Consider the following 20238-nt stretch of genomic DNA (forward strand, 5'->3'; position numbering starts at 1 on the left):
TCCACTAGAATAAAATCAGGAAAAAATAAAACATGTCGATGTTTAATATTATTCGTAAAGAATTCCAATATGGTCAGCATCAAGTTGTCCTAGAAACAGGTCGTATTGCGCGTCAAGCGAATACTGTGATCATCACTATGGGTGGTGTACAAGTTCTTGTTGCTGTTGTTGCTCAGCCAACAGCGAAAGCAGGTCAAGACTTCTTCCCATTGACTGTTAACTACCAAGAAAAACAATATGCTGCAGGTCGTATTCCAGGTGGTTATGGTAAACGTGAAGGCCGTGCGTCTGAAGCTGAAACGCTTATTTCACGCTTAATTGACCGTCCAATTCGTCCATTGTTCCCAGAAGGTTACTACAACGAAATCCAAGTGACTGCGACTGTTATTTCTTCTGATAAGACAATGGAAGCTGACATTGCTGCAATGTTAGGTACTTCAGCTGCACTTGCAATTGCGGGTACACCTTTCCGTGGTCCAATCGGTGGTGCACGCGTTGGTTTAATCAACGGTGAATACATCCTAAACCCGAACCACGAACAGCTAAAAGAATCTGACCTTGACCTTGTGGTTGCAGGTACAGAATCTGCGGTATTGATGGTTGAATCAGAAGCGAAAGAACTTTCTGAAGACCAAATGCTTGGCGCTGTACTGTTCGGTCATGACGAAATGCAAATCGCGATCCAAGCGATTAAAGAATTTGCTGCAGCTGCTGGTGCAACAGAGTCTACTTGGACTGCACCTGCGAAAAACGAAGAGCTTCGTGCGAAATTAAAAGAAGCGTTTGAAGCGAAAATCTCTGAAGCATACACAATCGCTGTTAAACACGATCGTTATGCAGCACTTGATGCGCTTCAAGCTGAAGCTGTTGCTCAATTCGTTCCAGAAGATGACGTTGACGGTATCGCTGACGACTTAGCTGAATTATTCGAAGACCTTAAATACCGTACAGTACGTGACAACATCTTGTCAGGTAAGCCACGTATTGATGGTCGTGATACGAAAACAGTTCGTGCGCTTGACGTACAAGTTGGTGTATTAGACCGTGCTCACGGTTCTGCATTATTTACACGTGGTGAAACTCAGGCGTTGGTAACAACAACTTTGGGTAATACACGTGATGCGTTAATGGTGGATACATTAGCAGGTACGAAAACTGACAACTTCATGTTGCACTACAACTTCCCTGCATACTCTGTAGGTGAAACTGGTCGTGAATCTGGTCCTAAACGTCGTGAAATCGGTCACGGTCGTCTAGCGCGTCGTGGTGTACAAGCTGTTCTTCCTGCAGCTGACCGCTTCCCGTACGTGATTCGTATCGTATCTGATATTACTGAATCAAACGGTTCATCTTCAATGGCGTCTGTATGTGGTGCTTCTTTATCACTTATGGATGCTGGTGTGCCAATTAAAGCGCCAGTTGCTGGTATTGCGATGGGTCTTGTGAAAGAAGGCGAACGTTTCGCAGTGCTTTCTGACATCTTGGGTGATGAAGACCACCTTGGTGATATGGACTTTAAAGTAGCCGGTTCTGCAAACGGTATTACTGCACTTCAAATGGATATCAAAATCGAAGGTATCACTGAAGAAATCATGGAAGTTGCATTAAACCAAGCGTATGCAGGTCGTATGCACATCTTAAATGCAATGAACCAAGTGATTTCACGTGCTCGTCCCGAAATTTCAATGCATGCACCTACATTCCAAGTGATCAACATCAACCCTGATAAGATCCGTGACGTGATTGGTAAAGGCGGTGCAACAATCCGTCAAATCACTGAAGAAACCAAAGCGGCAATTGATATCGAAGACAACGGTACAGTTCGCGTATTTGGTGAAACCAAAGCGGCTGCTTCTGCTGCTGTTGCGAAAATCCAAGCGCTTACTGCTGAAATCGAACCAGGTACAATCTACACTGGTAAAGTGATTCGTATCGTTGAATTTGGTGCGTTTGTAAACATCCTTCCAGGTACTGATGGTTTACTTCACATCTCTCAAATTTCTAACGAACGCATTGCGAACGTTTCAGACGTATTGTCTGAAGGTCAAGAGATCAAAGTACAAGTTGCTGATGTCGACAACCGTGGTCGTATCAAATTAACTATGAAAGACATCGAACAAGCTTAATAGTTTGCTGATTCACAGAGTTTCGGCTCTGTGAATGGATTCACAAAAGCCTTGAGTGTAGTCAGAGTATGAACTTTGACTTGCTCAAGGCTTTTTTTATGGCATCATGCAAAAAGTAAACACAATAATAAATGAGATATGCAAACCTATTATTTTTTTCAGCATCCAACAGCCGCGCATATCTATGTGCAAGACCAAGTGCAATGTGAGCATCATCCTGAACTTGAACCTGAGTTTATTTGGATTGATTGTACCCGTGAAGATGTCGTCAACCGCCCAGAGCAGTGGCAGAGTGATATTTTTCAGGCATCAGATCTACGGGTCAATGAATACCATCTGCGGGATATTTTAAATTTAGAGCATCCGTGTGCCTTTGACACACTCGATGATTATGATTTATTAATTTTTAGAAAAATGGTCACACCCGATGACCAAATTGTTGCAGGTGCAGAAGCTCTTGAAAAGCATGAGCGGGTCTTTGGTTTGGCGACCACCCCGATCAGTTTTTTGATCACGCCCCAAGTGCTGATCACGGTGCGCGAAAAAGGCAACAAAGCCATTGAAAGTTATATCCAACGGATTGAAACTTTAATTTCTCGTCCGATTGATGAACAAAATAAACCACGAAAATTAGCCATTACACCCTTAGATTTGGCATTGCGCTTACTGAATAATATGGTAGATGGTTACTTGGATTTACGTGTTCCTTTGACCCGCCGTGTCGAGTTTTGGCAGCGAGAATTGCTGCAAGGGCATCGGCGTTTTACCAAGTGGCATCAGTTGTTGCAGGAAAATATGGCCTTTCAGCAAGTGGAAAATTTGTGTGAAGAGCAAATTGAAGCTTTGCAAGAACTGCGTGATGAAGTTGTGGATAATTACCCACATTTGAAAGGCAAAAAGCGCAGTGAAAAGCAGGATATCATGCTGGTTCGGGTAGATGATTTAACCAGCCATATCGAACGCATTCAAAAACATACCACACGATTACGCAGTGCTGTGCAGGCCGCGATTGATCTGCATTTTTCAGCTGTCGCCAACCAAACCAATGAAAATATGCGGATTCTGGCGATTATTACGGCGATTTTCGCACCATTAACCTTATTAACCGGTATATACGGTATGAACTTTGAGTTTATTCCTGGACTTAAGTCACCAACCGGTTTTTGGATCATGCTCGGCATCATGCTGATGACCACGATTTTACTACTGTATTATTTTTATCGACGGCATTTGGTCGGGCGCGGTGAAAAAAGTGTGATTGATATGTTGGCACAGCAGCACGGCGATCAACACATGAATCTGTTTTGGTTTATGGATTATGAACCAATCAAACAGACGGTGAAGGGCACAGTCAAAGGTACGGTTAAAACCATGAAAGAAATTGAGAAGCTGACGAAACTCAAATAATTCGTGTCAGCTTCTCTGATGGGTGGGTTTAGTTGCTAATCATTACGAATCCATGTGGTACTACGTCCGAGTGCAGACACGCCAATATAGCCGCGCATGGTTAAACGTTTGCCATTCGCACTCAGCTTGGCTTTGCATTTTAAGCATACTTCAACCAAGGGTTTGTACGGCAATCGGCATATTGCAGTGAGTGTTCCACTATACGTCCCGTCGGCATTTTTAACGACGGTGACATCGCCGCGTGAATATCCTGTTTGGTCATCAATTGTTTTCCAAACACTGGTCATATCATTGGCATGCAACAGAGCGCTGAAACTGAGTAATGCTCCAAATAGCACATGATGTATTTGCATGATGAATCCTTTGTCATGATTTTATTGTTTTTTTAAAATCTGCAGTACAACGCGATTTGACCGATCCTTATGGTCTTGGTAATTCAATTGCGTAGCCTTGTGGGTTGTACTGCGAACGACATGCATCATGAAAAATCCCCTATACATGAATCGATATCTCAAGAGATATCATCATTTTCGTTACTTTTCAGCAAGCGATAAATTTCATCTTTTAGCTTTAATTTCTTACGCTTAATGGTCTCAATATCCGTGTTATGGTGATTGACAGGATTTAATTCCAATTGAATAATTTCACGATCTAACTCATCATGTTCTTCAAAGATCCGTGCAAAATATGGATTTTCATCACGTAACTGAGAGACCAAATCACGGTACTCAGGAAACATGTTTTTGACTTTTTTATTGCAATCTCGTGTTTTCATGGTTGTCGATCACTTCCTCTACAAGACAAACTCTACAAGAAAAGAAAAACGCCCTGCGAGGCAGAGCGTTCATGAATACATTTAATGTGAATGAAACTGTTGGTGTTTGACTTGGCGACGTAGTTGTTGAACTTCGTCAATTAAATCAAGCATCATAGCGACCGCAGTAAAACTGGCATCGAAATCTCGTTGAAGCCGATACGCACGCCGTGCGCGAGATATATCATCGCCAAAAAATTGATGAATCCTGTCTTCTGAACGGCTAGGCAGAATATCGTATTCGAGTAGTTGCAGAACCCATTCTGGACTTTGCCCACAGGCAGAGGCAAAGTGTTGTAGATCAAAACTACTTTTTTCGTCTACGATTTCAGTCTGTTTACATCCGTCACAGACAATTTCACGATAATGAATTGTTGTCATGGCGCTCTCCTTAAGACTGTCGTGGATTAAATGACGGAAAAGCTTGAGCAAAAGCCGCATATGCTTGTTGCTCTTGTTCGGTTTGTGCAGCTGGTATCTGTATATTTAAAATCAGGTAAAGGTGTCCGGGTGTTTTGTTTGGTATCCCTTTGTCCTTTAATCGTAGCTGCTGCCCAGTACGTGCATTTTTAGGAATTTGTAGTTCTAATGTTTTGCCATCAGGACTGGTAAATGCAATTTTTTGACCCAATGCGGCTTCCCATGGACTGATATTCAGTTGTTGGAAAATATCAACACCTTCTACACGGGTTTGCTCGGTTTGTTTATACAAAATTTCAATGTATAAATCGCCAGCGGCTCCACCGTTATAGCCGGCTTGCCCTTGGCCGGAGAGTCGAATTTGTTGACCTGATTTCATACCTGCAGGAATTTTGACTTGCAGGGTTTTACGTTGGACTTCAGGCTCACCATGGGCGTTGAGGCTTGGAATCTGTAAGGTGATATTCTGCGTTGCACCATGAAATGCGATTTCTAAATCCACTTCTAAACTGGCGTGTTGGTCTTCACCACGGAAGCTCTTGGTTTGGCGGTTTGCACGTTGATACTGATAGTCACCGCCACCAAAGCCTTGCCCAAAACGACCAAACAAGTCTTCAAATCCACTAAAGTCCGCATGCTGACCATCACTTGACGATTGGCGATAAAATTGAGATTGGTCAAAACCACCTTGGTTGCCAGCATTAAACCCAGCAAATCCTTGTGGATGATCGAGTTCAAAATCGTATTTTTTTTTCTTTTCGGCATCACTCAAGGTGTCGTATGCAACATTAATCGCTTGCATGCGCGCTTCAGCATCAGCTTCTTTGCTGACGTCAGGGTGATATTTACGCGCCAATTTTCGATAGGCTTTTTTAATTTGATCTGCCGAAGCATCTCGGGCGATCCCTAAAGTTTGATAGTGATTGTCTGGCATACTCTCTGTATAAATATTGATCATGTTTTAATCAATATAGATGGGTTCATCAAACTGTCATAGGGGCAAACTGCAGCTTATTGTTTCAAAACATGACAATAAAAAAGCCTCACGAGGAGGCTTTTAAAAACACATTTAAAATTAATATTTTATCCAAGTGACACTACGACCAATCACAGATACACCAACATACCCACGTATAGTTAAATGTTTTCCTGAAGCACTAAGTCTTGCTTTGCCTTTATAGATTTTTCCACCAATCGGGTCCAGAACTTTACCGTTTTGGAATTCACGTGGATTTTTTGGATCTTGTTTAAAGTCCCAAATAAATGGCAAGCCGATAAAAGGTTTATTTTTCAATTCACCTGGGCAGTTCGAGCAGACGCCCATTTTTTCAGTGCCAGGGACATTGCGTGTGGTGACAATGATGCCTTCATAGCTTCCATCGGCTTTTTTGCGAATTTCAACGTCTGCACGCGAATATCCTGTACGGTCATCGACGGTTTTCCACTTCCCCACTAGCGGATCGGTTTCCACAGCGATTGACAATCCTGACAAAGTGCTAAATACTATTCCGGCAAATAATTGTTGATATATTTTTTTCATTTCATCCCCTGAAAATTCAGAATTGTGTTTTTAGAGTAAGTTGCCTAATTTATATATAAAGCCCTACAAAATCAATGTGATGGTTTGTGATGTATTTGGCAGATTTTTTTAAAACACTGCTTTAATATGGAGTTTTTACTCTAATTTTTAAGTTAAAAAAGGCCTTTAATGATTTAAAGGCCTCGTGCTTAGTTTTTGACCCAAGTGACATTGCGTCCAATTGCAGAGCCTTCAGTACGACCATTGATGATCAAATGCTTACCATTATTCATCAAACGAGCGCGTGCATTGTAGTGCTTGCCTGATTTGGGATCGAGCATCACTCCACCCACAAATTCATTGGGCTTTTCTGGATCAGCGCTTAGGCCGCTTAAAGTGGTTAAACCGACCATGGGTTTATTTTTCTGAGCACCGGTGCATTGCGTGCATGTCGAAACATTTGCCGTTCCCGGTACGCTTCGGCTTTGGATAATGGTGGCTGAATACAGGTCATGCTTATCTTTGCGAATCACTACATCGGCAAGTGAATAACCTGTTCTATCATCAATGGTTTTCCATGTCCCCACTAAGGGGTCAATCGCTGCAAAAGCAGAGGATAAACTGCAGATGGAGAACATGCCGAACAGGATAGAAGGGAGGAATTTAACAGCCATACAATTACCCACATTACACAAAAAGCGGATGCCTAAAACTTAAAGGCATAAAAATATTATGGGTTTAATGTAGCCTGAAATAATATGAATATTCTAGTGATTTTTTAAGGATTGGTATTTATATTTTGAGCCAAAACATGAACGTGTTGGCGCTAAATGAGGTTTATGCTGAACGTCTACGCACTAGTAAAATAGTCGGAATTCATCTCAAAGTAGATTGTTATTGGCATGATGAACTCGTCTGGAGTTGAGTTCATCATGCCAATGAAAGCCAAAAGGCCGCTTTAGTTGACGCGGATCCAAGATACTGTCCGGCCGAGGAGCGTGGTTCCAACATAACCTCGAAGTGTCAGCACATTGCCGCGCGCATTCAATTGCCCTTTACCTTGATAGGTATTGCCTGAAAGTGGGTCGATCACCTTGCCATCGGTATAGGCATTCTCTTTTGCATTATGTTTGAAGCCAGAGAATATCGGTAAACCAATTAAAGGTGCATTTTTGAGTTTACCTTCGCATTTTTCACAAATCGTGGTGACAGGGCGGTTAGGGATGGCATGTACTTTGGTGATTTTACCGCTATAGCTGCCGTCTTTTAATTTGGTGATTTGGACTTCAGCACGGGCATAGCCTGTTTTGTCATCTATGGTTTTCCATGTCCCGACGAGGTCTGCTGCATGTGCTATCATTGGGCCAAAGCAGAACATGGCTAAAAGAATAGCGAGTATTTTGAGTTTCATATTTTATCCAGTTTTTTTTACATTATTTTTCTATTAAAAATAAAGCTCTGTTGATTTTTTGACTTTATTTCTGGCGCGATTCTACTCGAAAAAAAATTGATCGCAAATACAGCTGATCATCTTGAGGTTATAAAGTTCGCAACCATTCGACTAAGCGCAAGAAAGTAACTGTTCTAAATTTAATGGGAATAATAAAAAAGCACCCCGAAGGATGCTTAGATTTAGGCTTTCAATCATCACGATGATTTAGCTGAGGTGTTGACCAAAAAGGGATAAAGCTTCTTCTGCAGTAAAGGTATATTTTGTATTACAGAATTGGCAATCCATTTCAATTGGGTTTTGAAACTCTAGGGTTTCACGAACTGCAGCAACACCGATTTGTTCAAGTGCTGTCGCACAGCGTTCTTTTGAACATGTACAGCCAAATTTTAAGGCCTCAGTTTCAGGAAGACGAACTTCTTCTTCGTTGTATAAACGATATAAGATTTCATTTGCGGATAAAGACGTTAACTCTTCTGCTTTTAATGTCTCAGTCAGCATGGTTAAACGTGGCCATAGATCTTCATCGACACGGCGTTGTTCTTCTTCGTTGTTACGTGGTAATAACTGGATCAGCAAACCACCTGAACGGCTGTTGCTGCTTGCTAAGACGATACGTGTTGGGATCTGTGCAGATAGATCATAATATTGCATCAAGCAACCCGCTAATGTCGGTTTGTCTAAAGGTACAATCCCTTGATAACGCTCACCAAATTCAGGCTCGATATTAATGAAAAGTACTGGGTTTACCAAGGCTTTTAGTACCGTGCTGCTGTCTTCAGCAGCTTGAAAGTGCGGGTCTTCTTCATAATCGGCAAGTGCGCGAACTTCACCGAGATGATTACATTCCGCCATTGCCCATTTAAATGTGCCTGCAGCCTGAATTTGTAAGCTAATACGACCTTTAATTTTTAAGGTACTGGCCAACAAGGCAGTCGCGCTGAGCATTTCACCCAAGAGAATTTGTACAGCAGGTGCATAGTCACGCTGTGCAAGAATCGTTTGTAGGGCTTCTTCAAGATGAACCACTTCTCCACGAACAGGGCTATCTTCAATAAAAAAGCGTTGGCGTAAATCTGACATAAAATTCTCCATAACCCTGCTTTAATGGTGACGATATTGTAAAACACAAGTCATTCATTATCATCTCTTGTGACATCAATACGATGACGTTGTAAGCTTCGTTGTAAATCAACACCTGTAGGTTTTTCACGGGCTTGAGCATCGCTTTCAAACAAATGTTCCAGTTCAGCTAAAGCGTTACGATGCGTTTCATAAATCTTTTGTTCATCGGTATAGATTTGCTGCTGTTGAGTCAGCAGTTTTTCATCATAATCACGGAACAATTCGATACTTTTATAGGCATCTTCATCGCTGATGCCTAAGTCGCACAGCATGTGATAGGCCATTCCTAAAGAGGATAAATAGGTTTCACGCCAAATATGCTCAATCCCCAAATCACGCAGCAAATGCACCTGATGACGGTCACGCGCACGGACCAATAATTTTAACTGAGGGTAATTCAGGCGAATATGACGCGCCACGTTCATCGAGTCTTCAATATCATCAATGGCAAGGACGAACACTTTGGCATGCTCAATACCCGCAGCGCGTAAAATATCTGGTTGTGTGGCATCGCCATAATACAGATGACCACCATAATTACGTACGAAATCGACTTTGTCTAAGTTGCTATCAATGGCGGTAAAAGACAAGTGCTGTAAATGCGCCACACGAGCAATGATTTGTCCAAAACGTCCAAAGCCCGCAATAATCACAGGATTATGTTCATCCGGAATGTCGTCATATTTGGGAATGGTTTTTGGATTAAAACGTGGCAAAATTTGTGATTGTATTAACCAGTACAACATAGGGGTCAACACCATCGACAAGGTGACGATGAGGGTTAATGGCTCCAAAATGGCTTGTTGTACGACATTTTCACTTTTCGCCACACTAAAGACCACAAAGGCAAATTCACCGCCTTGAGCCAAACAGGTCGCCAGTAAAATACTGTTGCGCCATGAATTTTTGAGATAACGTGCAATCGCGGTAACTGACACCATTTTGATGAGCATCAGTGCCAACGCACCACCGATAATGAACCATGGCATTTCAACAAACAACGACAGTTCCGTGGTCATGCCCACGGTCATAAAGAACAGACCAAGTAAAAGCCCTTTAAACGGAGCAATACTCGCTTCGAGTTCATGGCGGAATTCCGAGTCTGCCAATAGCACGCCAGTCAAAAATGCTCCGAGTGTGGTACTGATGCCAAGTACATCCATCAACACCACGACACCCAGCACTATAAATAAACCGACAGCGGTGATCAGTTCATGCGCACCACTTTTCGCGACGAAGCGGAAAAAAGGCCGCATTAAGTATCGACTAAATAAAAATAAGCCTGAAAAAGTCGCAATGATTGCAGCGAAATAGGCGATTCCGTGATGTGATGATTCTGTTCCTGCGAGCAGGGGAATGACTGCAATCAGGGGAATCGCGGCCATATCTTGAAACAGCAAAATCGAAAAAGATTGTTGCCCATAGGTGGTGTTCAATTGCTGCTTCTCACTCAGCATCTGCAAGACAAAGGCAGTAGAAGAAAGAGCAAGAGCGGAACCGATAACGATACTGGCTGCAATGCCTTGTTGTAATGCAAAAAAACTGCCTAGCGCTAAAACAAGACCGGTCAGACCGACTTGTAAACTCCCCATGCCGAAAATAGAACTACGCATACTCCATAGACGCTGTGGACGGAGTTCGAGGCCGATCAGGAACATCAGTAAGATCACGCCAAACTCAGCGAGATCTTGGATCGCTTGGGGATCACTGGCAATGTTAAAGACATCGGGGCCGAGCAAAATACCGGTGAACAGATATCCCAATACTGTTGCAATACCAAAGCGCTTGAGCAAAGGGACAAGCAATAAGGATGCGCCAAGGAAAATTGTGATCTGTAACAGTAGTGACATTTACTCGTCCTAGAGTTGTGTTTTTGGTCGAAAGTTGCAATTCAGTATGACTGATATTTTCAGACTGAATTGTACGCGTTTAACTAAGTTCCTGTGGGTCTATATCGAGGCTCAATTTCATATTTGATGGCTTGTTATGCAAGATGTTTTGCCACCAATAACGCAGATAATAATGTAAGCGCGCACGATCTGTAGACAGTAAAACCATGTGGGATTGGTAACGCCCTGCTTTGCGCTCCATCGGGGCAGGAATCGGCCCCCAAATGTCAATAATTCCAGCAGAGTCCTGACGCAGCAATTGGGCATGTTGCTGTAAAAATTCAGTATTGAGTTCTTGGTTTTTTGACTCACAGCGTACCAATGCGGCATAGCGAAACGGTGGCATTTGTGCCATTTCCCGTTCTTTCATGGTTTCTTTGGCAAATTTTCGATAGTTCTCATTGACCAAAATATTCAAAAGTGGATGGTCGGGTCTTAATGTTTGTAGGAATACATCGCCTTTACGTTCGCCACGGCCGGCACGCCCTGTGACTTGCACAATGAGTTGAGCGGTACGTTCGATGGCACGGAAGTCCACACTCAGCAGACCTGAATCGATATCTAAAATCGCCACCAAGGTGACGTAAGGGAAATGATGACCTTTGGCCAGCATTTGTGTACCAAGTAAAATAGCAGGCTCACTTTTTTGAATCTTGTCATAAATCTTTTGCCAACTACCAACGCGGCTGGTCGAGTCACGATCCACTCGAATGATGTCATGTTCAGGAAACAACTCATTTAAACTTTCTTCAACTTTGGCTGTGCCCATCCCAATAGATTTGAGCTCCTGATGATTACACTGTGGACAGTGATCTGGCATACGGTGAATGGTGCCGCAGTGATGACAATGTAAATGTTGATAAGGTGTGCGGTGTACAGTGAAATTGGCATCACAGTGTGGACATTTGGCCTGCCATGCACAGCTTTCACAAATTAAAACCGGGGCATATCCGCGACGGTTTAAGAACACTAACACCTGTTCTTTTTTTTCTAGGCGCTTACGGATTTCACCAATTAATAATTGGCTAATTCCATGCTGTTTCTGTGCCACTTTCAAATCAAGGATGTGTATTTTCGGCATGACCGCGGTGCCTGCGCGTTGGTTTAGTTCCAAAATTGTCATCTTGCCTTGTTTGGCAAGGGCATAGCATTCAATACTAGGTGTGGCAGAGCCAAGAATGACAGGACATTGCTCTAAATGCCCACGGAACAGAGCAACATCGCGTGCATGGTAGCGAAAGCCTTCTTGTTGTTTAAAGGACAGATCATGCTCTTCATCAATCACAATTAAACCTAGATTAGGCAGTGGCGTATAAATCGCAGAACGTGTGCCTAAGATAATTGAAGCCTTGCCCGTTTGCGCAGCTTGCCAAGCTTGCATACGTTTTGAATCGTTTAGCCCCGAATGTAATAGGGCAATATTGCAATGAAAACGTGATTGGAAGCGGCTAATCGTCTGTGGGGTGAGTCCAATCTCAGGAACTAAAACCAAGACCTGTTTGCCTTGCTTGAGAACCTCTTGCATGATCTGTAAATAGACTTCAGTTTTACCACTGCCAGTTAAGCCATCGAGCAGGAAGGCCTGATATTTTTTACGTGCTTTTAATACGGTATCGATCGCTTTTTTTTGGTCAGGGTTTGCCGTAAGTGGCATTTGCGCCATGCTCATCGGCATCGGGCTAAAGTCTTGCTCTGCTAACACACATTCGCAGATGCCTTTTTTCTCTAAGGCTTTGAGTGTTGCTGTTTCCACACCTGACAAATTTAAAAGATTTTCACCTGTGCCTGTGGGATGTAATTTTAGTATTTTATACGCTTCTTGTTGACGCTCTGAACGTTTAATTTTGGCTTCAGCATTATGGTCAATCAGATTCCATGTCCGTGCCAGTAAATTATAGGGCTTTCCTTGGCGTAACAGCGTTGGAAGGGCACTTTGCATCACTTCACCAATCGGAAATTGATAATACTGTGCAGACCATGTCAATAAATTTAAAACTTTCTCATCTAAAATGGCACGATCATCAAGAAGTTCGGTAATGGCCTTGAGTTTAAAGCTTGAATCGAGTGGTGCATCGGGAGCAATTTTTTCCACGATGATACCGGTCAAATTTTGCCGACCAAAAGATACAGCAACGCGTGCACCTACTTCAGCTTGTTGGTATTGCTCTTGGTTTAAGCTGTAATCGAAGCAGTCGTATAAATATACCGGAACGGCGACTCGAACGCGGTAAATAGGTGTTGCAATGCTCGCTGAATTTGCCATAAAACGTGGATAAGTTCCTGATTAAATTTCGTCGTGATCGTAAAAGAGTTGTGTTAGAGTGAGCTCATATTTTATATCTAAGAATATGAATGATTTTGATGGTCAGACGCAACTGCGCTGATAGAAATTTTGGAAAATTAGAGCATTACAATGCCTGCATATCAGTTTACTGCCATAGACGCTTCAGGGAAGCAGCAGAAGGGTGTACTTGAGGGTGATTCTGCGCGTCAAATTCGTCAACAGCTCAGAGATCAGTCACTCATTCCAGTTGCTGTCGATCCGATAGAGCAAAAAGACAAACACGCGCAGCAGCGCTGGTTTCAAAAAGGGTTGAATGCCTATGACTTGGCTTTATTGACTCGCCAACTTTCAGTTTTGGTTGCCGCTGCAATTCCATTAGAAGAAGCGATTCGTGCTGTGGGAAAACAAAATGAAAAAGCCCATGTGCAAAACCTGTTGATGTCGGTGCGTTCTAAAGTTTTGGAAGGGCATTCTTTAGCCAACGCACTACAACAAGCGGGACGCTTTCCTGAACTGTATATTGCCACGATTGCAGCAGGTGAGCGTTCAGGTCATCTCGATCTCATTCTCGACCAACTTGCCGATTACACCGAAAACCGCTTTGCCATGCAAAAAAAAGTGCAGGGTGCGATGATTTATCCCATCATCCTGATGTTAATGTCTTTCGGTATTGTGATGGGACTCATGACCTATGTGGTCCCAGATATTGTCAAAACCTTTGACCAAAGCAAAGATGCCTTGCCGTGGATAACAGTCGCTTTAATGAAAGCCAGTGATTTTATCCGAATGGCTTGGCCATTTTTATTGGTCGGTAGCGTAGTCTCGATTTTTCTCTTGGTTCGATTCCTCAGAACAGCAGCGGGACATTATACCTTTGACCGTTTGACCTTGAAATTACCGTTATTTTCCAAACTGTCTAAAGGCATTAATGCCGCTCGTTTTGCCAGTACATTATCGATTTTAACCAAGTCTGGTGTGCCATTGGTCGATGCTTTAAAAATTGGTGCAGCGGTCAGTAGTAATTGGGTGATTCGAGATTCGGTCAACCTTGCGGCAGAGAAAGTAACAGAAGGTGGTAATTTAGCAACACAGCTTGAGCGAAGTGGTTATTTCCCACCGATGATGGTACAAATGATCAAAAGTGGTGAAAGTTCAGGCGAATTAGACCGGATGCTAGAACGTGCGTCGACGATGCAAGACCGAGAAGTGACGACTTTAATTTCAACTTTATTGGCGTTGCTTGAACCGCTGATGTTGGTATTTATGGCGAGCATTGTACTGGTGATCGTGATTGCTGTGATGCTGCCAATCGTGAATATGAATAATATGATTTAAGACATTCGAACAATGATGTGAACAGAGATTTGTAACATGCAAGTGAAGACAAAAAATATGAAGCAACAAGGTTTTACTTTAATTGAAGTGATGGTGGTCATTGTCATTTTAGGTGTTTTGGCTGCGCTGATTGTACCGAACGTGATGGGCCGTGGTGAAAAAGCCAAAGTTGATACCACAGCAATTACTTTAAAAAGTGTCGCTGGCTCATTAGATCAATACAAAATGGATAATGGTAAATTCCCTTCAATGCAAGACGGTGGATTAAATGCTTTGGTCACTAAACCTGAGTCTGCTAAAAACTGGTTGCCGGGTGGCTATATCAAAGGTGGCTATCCAAAAGACAGTTGGGACAATGACATTCAATATGTGATCCCAGGTTCTGAAGGCCGTCCTTATGATCTTTATTCATTTGGTGCGGATGGTCAGTCTGGCGGTGAAGAAAATGATGCCGATATTTACTATAAACACTAACTGAGAATAATTATAAATTCAGTTTTAATGGGATTAATCACTTCACTTAATAGGATGTTTCAATATTGAGTGAAGTGATAATAAATCTTAATTATAAAATTAATATTAAGTTGTTGAATTTACTTTAAATAACATAATATGAAATATGTGATATTTATAATAAGAATTATTCCCAATTTTATTGATTACAATAATCGCAAAATATGAATAAATATAGGCTTTTCATTTAAATAAAACCGCGCATAATATCTTTTATGGTACTTTTTTAGCCATGGAGGATAGTATGAAAGCATTATTATTAACGGATGAAATTAACCAATTTCATTGGTCTATGCTGAAATCTGTTCTTTTGATTTTAAGTATTCTGCCGATCAGTCAAGGCATTGTGTATTTATGGCAAAGCACTGAGGGCAGTAGCCAAATTATGGTGGGCTTCTTTGCCATGAGCTTAATGAGTTCATTACTGGCTTTAAGTTTTTGGTCTGCATTAAAAGCGACTGTGGCAAATTTAAAACAAGAACATGCATCTGCCATCGAACAAATGGTTGTTCGTCTTTATCGATATATTCCAATGGTGTCTTTAGCTGCCATGCTTTCCTATTTAGTTACGCAGTTATAACCCCAAAATTAAACCTTCAAAACTGGAGCTTGCTCCAGTTTTTTTATGTCTCGTGTTAATGAACAGTTCGTAGCGTACATCAGTGCATACTTCTACATGGTACGCGCTCTAACATAACCTTGCTTTGTCCGTTTTGACGCATCGAATGTCTGTTTCACATATGGTCAGCCTGAATGAAATTTTTATAATCTTTAGATATCAGATCTTAGATAGTTGGATGAAGTACAACAAAGAAAAGAAAGAGGGAAAAATGCAACAGATCGATTGGCAAGATTTTTTGAAAGTTGAATTACGTGTGGGGAAAATTGTGCAGGCTGAAGTCTTTGAGCAAGCACGTAAACCCGCGTACATTCTCCATGTGGATTTTGGAGAGGAACTGGGCATTAAAAAATCCAGTGCGCAAATTACACAGCTATATCAGCCGGAAAATCTATTGGGAAAATTGGTCGTTGCCGTCGTGAATTTTCCAAAAAAACAAATTGGTCCGATCCAGTCAGAGTGTTTGGTCACAGGCTTTCATAATGCAGAGGGGCATGTTGCTCTTTGTGTGCCTGATGCAGAGATTCCCCTAGGCACCAAGTTACTTTGAAAAAGTAGGGTGAACTGGCACCCTGAAAGTTTATCAATAAAAAACCGAGCTTTGGCTCGGTTTTTTTGATCTTTTGTAGCGGAATTAACGGCGTGATTTAAAAGAAATATCAACTTTACGCGGGCGATAAATCCAACCGAGAACCAATAACAAGAATGAGAAAATCAACACAGGCCAATCACTTAAGCGTGTGTAAAGTGTCTCGCCTTGCATGGCAGGTAAATCACCACGCAGTACTGCATCTTTATCCATCGGTGCTTGTTTCACAATGTGACCATTATGATCAATAAAGGCGGTAATGCCGGTATTGGTTGCACGGATAAACCAACGGCCATTTTCTTTGGCACGCATTTGAACCATTTGTAGGTGCTGATGTGGGCTCGCTGTTCCAGTAAACCATGCGTCATTGGAAATAGTCACTAGGTAGTCACTTTGACTGGCATTACGACGGGTTAAGTTGGGATAAGCCACTTCATAGCAAATCGCTGCGCCTAAATCATGACCTTTAACATTCAAAGGCTTTTGGTTGTTTGCGCCACGTGAAAAGCCACTCATCGACGGGTCATTTTGTAGGGCAGGTAGTACCCAACTTAACATCCCTGAAAGCGGAATGTATTCACCAAAGGGGACTAGACGTTGCTTCTTGTATAGACCAGAAGATTCATCACCAGTTGCCATGATGGTGTTGTAATACATAGGGTGTTGGTTTTGCTGTGATTCCGCTAAATCCCAATAGGGAATACCTGTCACCCAAGCCGTCCCTGTTTTATTGGCTTGGACTTTCATCGCATCCAGAAACGGCTCAATATCGGTTTGGAACATAGGAATGGAGGATTCCGGCCAAACAATGACATCACGCCCCCATTCGGTCCGACTTAATGACGCATATTTCATTAAGGTTTGAGCTTGGTATTCTGTTAACCATTTTAAATCTTGTGGAATATTGCCTTGAATTAAGGAAACACTCAGCGGTTTTTCATTTTTAGGCTGAACAAATTGCAGTTGCGCTGCACCCCATGCACCGAGCAAAACAAGGGCAGAGGGAACAATCCAGAAGATGCGTTTACGCAGGATTTCAACCAAGGCGCAGGCCAATACAATGACCGCGAAAGATACCCCAAAGATCCCGAATAATGGCGCATAGCCATCGAGGAATCGTTCAGTAAAGGCATAACCTGCAAACAACCATGGAAAACCAGTAAAGACCCAAGTTTTACTCCACTCGAAAAACACCCAAAGTGGCGCAAAGGTCAGTGGTGTTTCTGGAAAGAAGCGGCGGTAGAGCCAACTCTGAACTGCGGTAAACAGCCCCATCACAATTGCCATAATGGCAATCATCAAAACACTGAGTGCTGAATTGGTATCACCATAGACATGGATCGAGGTATACAGCCAAAAAGCCCCGACAAACCATAAGCCAAAGCCATAAGCTAGACCAATGAAAAACGATTGTTTAGGTGCACGTTGACTTAAGCAAGCATACAGCAGGGCTGGAGATAAAATTGCCAACCACCAATAATGATAAGGTGCCAGCGACAAGCTGAAGATGGCACCTGAAAATAATGCAATCAGCAAAGGATAGATGAAAGGTAGCTGTTTTTTTTGTTGTGAATGGTTTAGCAGCTTATCAAAGTAGGTTCTCATTTACGGACAGCTCGGATCAGATGAATAGTACGTGCATCTGCCTCCAAAATGGTAAATTCCCAGTTTTCAAGTTCAATCACTTGACCTTGTAAATCACTGACCAAGCCCATTTCTTGTAGCAGTAAGCCGCCCACAGTTTCTACTTCATCATCTGAAAAATCAGCATCTAAAAGATTGTTAAAGTGTTCAATTGGTGTAAGTGCTTGAACCAACCATGTATTTGCGCTCAGCGGGTCTTCATCTGGAATGATAAATTGAGCTTCTTCATCGACTTTGTCGTGTTCATCTTCAATTTCACCCACAATTTCTTCAAGAATGTCCTCTAAAGTGACTAAGCCTGAAGTTGTGCCATATTCATCAATCACTACAGCGATATGGGTTTGGGTATTTTTCAACATACGTAAAACTTGGTCAGAACGCGCGCTCTCGGGTACAAATAAGGGTTGACGCATTAATGCACGAATATCGACTTTGGTGGTCGGTTCTGTCAAAAATGGCAACAAATCTTTGGCCAACAAAATACCGACAACATTGTCTGGCTGGTCTGAGGAAAAGACTGGGAAACGTGAGTGTGCAGATTCAACAAGTACATGCAAAATATCTAATAGCTCATCATCTTCTTGCAAGCTGATCATCGCAGTACGGGGGGTCATGACCTCGCGGATTTTAGTTGCAGGTAAGTCGAGTACCCCTTCGAGCATGGCAACTGTATCGGGTTCTAAGAAGCGACGTGAATCTTGTACCAATTTCAACAGTTCGTCACGGGTTTCTGGTGCAGTGCCCAGCCATTTACGTAAGCCGCGCATGCCCCACGACGGGCCGGATTCCTCTTGCATGATCTTTCCTAAAGACTCTTAATATCTAATAAATGATGATTTTATCATACCGTAGAAAATACAGTTGTCTATTGTTAATGTTGATCTAGATGATGAGCGATCAAGTCATTTTAAGACGTTATCATCTGCATTTTTCAAGCTAACATTCGGTCGTCAGGATTATGCTAAAATAGCCTTAGATTTTAATACTGAGTTTTCTAATGTCTGAGCCTTCTGTGCCCCCATCAATTCAATTAAACACCCGTGGCTTACGTTGCCCTGAGCCTGTGATGATGTTGCATCAAGCCATTCGTAAATCAAAATCGGGTGATATTGTTGAGGTTTTTGCAACAGATAATTCGACCTCTTGGGATATTCCGAAATTTTGTATGCATTTAGGTCATGAGCTTTTGCTTCAAGAAGAACGTCTTGATGAAAATGGAAATAAAGAATTCCATTATTTGGTTCAGAAAGGTTAATTTAAGAGATTGTAAAAAAATAATAATTATTAAGATGTTACATTTTTATTAATAAAATAGGCTGGTCAAGTCTGATGGCTAGCCTATATCATTCGCAGCATAATTATACAAAGTTTAAAAAACAGACTTTTAAAATGTTAAATTCGATTGCTCTTATACTTGAAAAATTAGGCTTATCTGCCCAAAAACGTGCCATTCATGTGCAATTTTCCAACCCTGCGTTGAATGATGAGCTTTTTATTCAACGTATTGATGGGGAGCATGTCTTAAACCAAGGCCTGCAAGCGACTTTGATTTGCCTATCCACCAATGCCCTTATTCCGTTAAAACAATTTATTGGCGCACAGGTCGCCGTTGATCAAGTGACTGATCAGGGCGAACTCTTCCGTACCACGGGTATTATTACCGAAGCGACCCAAGGGCAGAGTGACGGTTCACTCACGCTATATAAACTCACTTTAGAAGATGCAACATCGCTGTGGCATAAGCGCCGCAACAGCCGTGTGTTTATGAACAAATCGGTGCGTGATGTCAGTGAAACTCTTTTTAAAGAATGGCAAAGCAAAAGTCCGCTCTTTGCTGCCAGTCTAACGCTAGATCTAAGCGGTTTAAGCCAAAACTATGATGTACGACCTTTCATCATGCAGTCGAATGAAAGCGATTATGACTTTTTAACGCGACTTTGGCGCAGTGAAGGCATTAACTGGCTCATCGATGAAGCACAGTTGAAAGTGCCGCATTCCTCAGCCCAAATTGAAAAACAAAAACTCCGCCTGATTGATGACAATAGCCAATATCAAGCGCTCAGCCGTCGTAGTATCCGCTTTCATCGTTCTAGCGCCACTGAAAAACAAGACAGCATCACCAGCTTGATCGGTGAGCGTAGCATTCAACCGACTGCGGTCCATGTGCAGCGCTGGCAAGCCGATGGACTCAGCCAAGAAGAAGGCGCAGGTTCAGTTCAAAGCAAACATCAGCATAGCCAAAGCCAAGACAATGCCAGCTTAAGTCTTGAACAAGCTTGGCATGTCAGCCCTGCATGGATGCAAGACTTAAAAGGCGAAGACCAAGCTACCGCTTCATCCAATAGCCAAATTGAAAAATTGAATCAAAACCTAACGCGCTATCACGAGCTACAATCGAAAAAATTCAGTGCACAATCGACTGTGCGTGATACCCAAGTGGGTTATTGGTTTGAACTGAATGAACACCCAGAAATCGATCAACACAGTGGTGCAGACAAACAATT

The 20238-nt window shown here is 42.3% G+C and carries 20 protein-coding genes; 8 read left to right on the plus strand and 12 right to left on the minus strand.

Going from position 1 to position 20238, the window contains the following annotated elements:
* Positions 1 to 38 precede the first annotated feature (38 nt).
* On the plus strand, positions 39 to 2126 hold the full coding sequence (gene pnp, locus M5F03_RS06915) for a polyribonucleotide nucleotidyltransferase (protein WP_180078135.1): 2088 nt from the start codon (positions 39 to 41) through the stop codon (positions 2124 to 2126).
* Positions 2127 to 2264: 138 nt separating this feature from the next.
* Positions 2265 to 3533: a magnesium transporter CorA family protein gene (locus tag M5F03_RS06920; RefSeq protein ID WP_180156618.1), complete on the plus strand. Its 1269-nt coding sequence runs from the start codon at positions 2265 to 2267 to the stop codon at positions 3531 to 3533.
* Positions 3534 to 3568: 35 nt separating this feature from the next.
* Here the strand turns inward: M5F03_RS06920 and M5F03_RS06925 are convergent, their stop codons facing one another.
* The 10 genes from M5F03_RS06925 to M5F03_RS06970 form a co-directional block, all read right to left on the minus strand.
* The gene (locus M5F03_RS06925; RefSeq protein WP_180131234.1) at positions 3569 to 3886 is read right to left on the minus strand and encodes a DUF2147 domain-containing protein; all 318 of its coding nucleotides are present in this window, start codon (positions 3884 to 3886) and stop codon (positions 3569 to 3571) included.
* A gap of 158 nt (positions 3887 to 4044) precedes the next feature.
* On the minus strand, positions 4045 to 4308 hold the full coding sequence (locus tag M5F03_RS06930; protein WP_078192816.1) for an HP1242/YdcH family protein: 264 nt from the start codon (positions 4306 to 4308) through the stop codon (positions 4045 to 4047).
* An 81-nt stretch (positions 4309 to 4389) separates the two neighbouring features.
* On the minus strand, positions 4390 to 4728 hold the full coding sequence (locus M5F03_RS06935; RefSeq protein WP_111885626.1) for a chaperone modulator CbpM: 339 nt from the start codon (positions 4726 to 4728) through the stop codon (positions 4390 to 4392).
* A 10-nt stretch (positions 4729 to 4738) separates the two neighbouring features.
* Positions 4739 to 5701, minus strand: a complete 963-nt coding sequence (locus tag M5F03_RS06940) for a DnaJ C-terminal domain-containing protein (protein ID WP_249707653.1) — start codon at positions 5699 to 5701, stop codon at positions 4739 to 4741.
* Positions 5702 to 5842: 141 nt separating this feature from the next.
* Entirely contained in the window at positions 5843 to 6307 is a 465-nt protein-coding gene (locus M5F03_RS06945; RefSeq protein WP_249707636.1) for a DUF2147 domain-containing protein, read from the minus strand.
* Positions 6308 to 6495: 188 nt separating this feature from the next.
* Complete coding sequence (locus tag M5F03_RS06950) at positions 6496 to 6960, minus strand: DUF2147 domain-containing protein (protein ID WP_168377964.1); 465 nt, start codon at positions 6958 to 6960, stop codon at positions 6496 to 6498.
* A 284-nt stretch (positions 6961 to 7244) separates the two neighbouring features.
* Positions 7245 to 7697: a DUF2147 domain-containing protein gene (locus M5F03_RS06955; RefSeq protein ID WP_249707637.1), complete on the minus strand. Its 453-nt coding sequence runs from the start codon at positions 7695 to 7697 to the stop codon at positions 7245 to 7247.
* Positions 7698 to 7943: 246 nt separating this feature from the next.
* Positions 7944 to 8819, minus strand: a complete 876-nt coding sequence (hslO, locus tag M5F03_RS06960; protein ID WP_111885623.1) for an Hsp33 family molecular chaperone HslO — start codon at positions 8817 to 8819, stop codon at positions 7944 to 7946.
* Between the two features lie 50 nt (positions 8820 to 8869).
* On the minus strand, positions 8870 to 10711 hold the full coding sequence (locus M5F03_RS06965; protein ID WP_249707640.1) for a monovalent cation:proton antiporter-2 (CPA2) family protein: 1842 nt from the start codon (positions 10709 to 10711) through the stop codon (positions 8870 to 8872).
* A 79-nt stretch (positions 10712 to 10790) separates the two neighbouring features.
* A complete protein-coding gene (locus M5F03_RS06970; RefSeq protein WP_249707642.1) occupies positions 10791 to 13013 on the minus strand; it encodes a primosomal protein N' in 2223 nt (740 codons plus the stop codon).
* A 150-nt stretch (positions 13014 to 13163) separates the two neighbouring features.
* Here M5F03_RS06970 and gspF point away from each other — a divergent pair, with 150 nt between their 5' ends.
* The 4 genes from gspF to M5F03_RS06990 all read left to right on the plus strand — a co-directional run bounded on the left by gspF (position 13164) and on the right by M5F03_RS06990 (position 16051).
* Positions 13164 to 14369, plus strand: a complete 1206-nt coding sequence (gene gspF, locus M5F03_RS06975) for a type II secretion system inner membrane protein GspF (protein ID WP_249707644.1) — start codon at positions 13164 to 13166, stop codon at positions 14367 to 14369.
* A 36-nt stretch (positions 14370 to 14405) separates the two neighbouring features.
* Complete coding sequence (gene gspG, locus M5F03_RS06980; protein WP_078189784.1) at positions 14406 to 14843, plus strand: type II secretion system major pseudopilin GspG; 438 nt, start codon at positions 14406 to 14408, stop codon at positions 14841 to 14843.
* A 283-nt stretch (positions 14844 to 15126) separates the two neighbouring features.
* Entirely contained in the window at positions 15127 to 15462 is a 336-nt protein-coding gene (locus M5F03_RS06985) for a hypothetical protein (protein WP_078189783.1), read from the plus strand.
* A 250-nt stretch (positions 15463 to 15712) separates the two neighbouring features.
* Entirely contained in the window at positions 15713 to 16051 is a 339-nt protein-coding gene (locus M5F03_RS06990) for a tRNA-binding protein (RefSeq protein ID WP_180065770.1), read from the plus strand.
* An 84-nt stretch (positions 16052 to 16135) separates the two neighbouring features.
* Here M5F03_RS06990 and lnt read toward each other — a convergent pair whose 3' ends face one another.
* Positions 16136 to 17695 carry an apolipoprotein N-acyltransferase gene (gene lnt, locus M5F03_RS06995; RefSeq protein ID WP_078189782.1) on the minus strand — a complete coding sequence of 520 codons (1560 nt, stop codon included), beginning with the start codon at positions 17693 to 17695 and terminating at the stop codon, positions 16136 to 16138.
* On the minus strand, positions 17692 to 18531 hold the full coding sequence (locus M5F03_RS07000) for a CorC family transporter (protein WP_078189781.1): 840 nt from the start codon (positions 18529 to 18531) through the stop codon (positions 17692 to 17694). Before M5F03_RS07000 ends, lnt begins: the two co-directional genes overlap by 4 nt.
* Before the next feature lie 200 nt (positions 18532 to 18731).
* Here M5F03_RS07000 and tusA point away from each other — a divergent pair, with 200 nt between their 5' ends.
* Both tusA and M5F03_RS07010 read left to right on the plus strand, forming a co-directional pair.
* Positions 18732 to 18989: a sulfurtransferase TusA gene (tusA, locus tag M5F03_RS07005; RefSeq protein WP_078189780.1), complete on the plus strand. Its 258-nt coding sequence runs from the start codon at positions 18732 to 18734 to the stop codon at positions 18987 to 18989.
* A 134-nt stretch (positions 18990 to 19123) separates the two neighbouring features.
* Positions 19124 to 20238 (plus strand): phage late control D family protein (locus tag M5F03_RS07010; RefSeq protein WP_249707646.1); only part of this gene is annotated, 1115 nt, incomplete at its 3' end.

The organism is Acinetobacter amyesii, from assembly GCF_023499985.1.
In the GTDB taxonomy this organism is placed as follows: domain Bacteria; phylum Pseudomonadota; class Gammaproteobacteria; order Pseudomonadales; family Moraxellaceae; genus Acinetobacter; species Acinetobacter amyesii.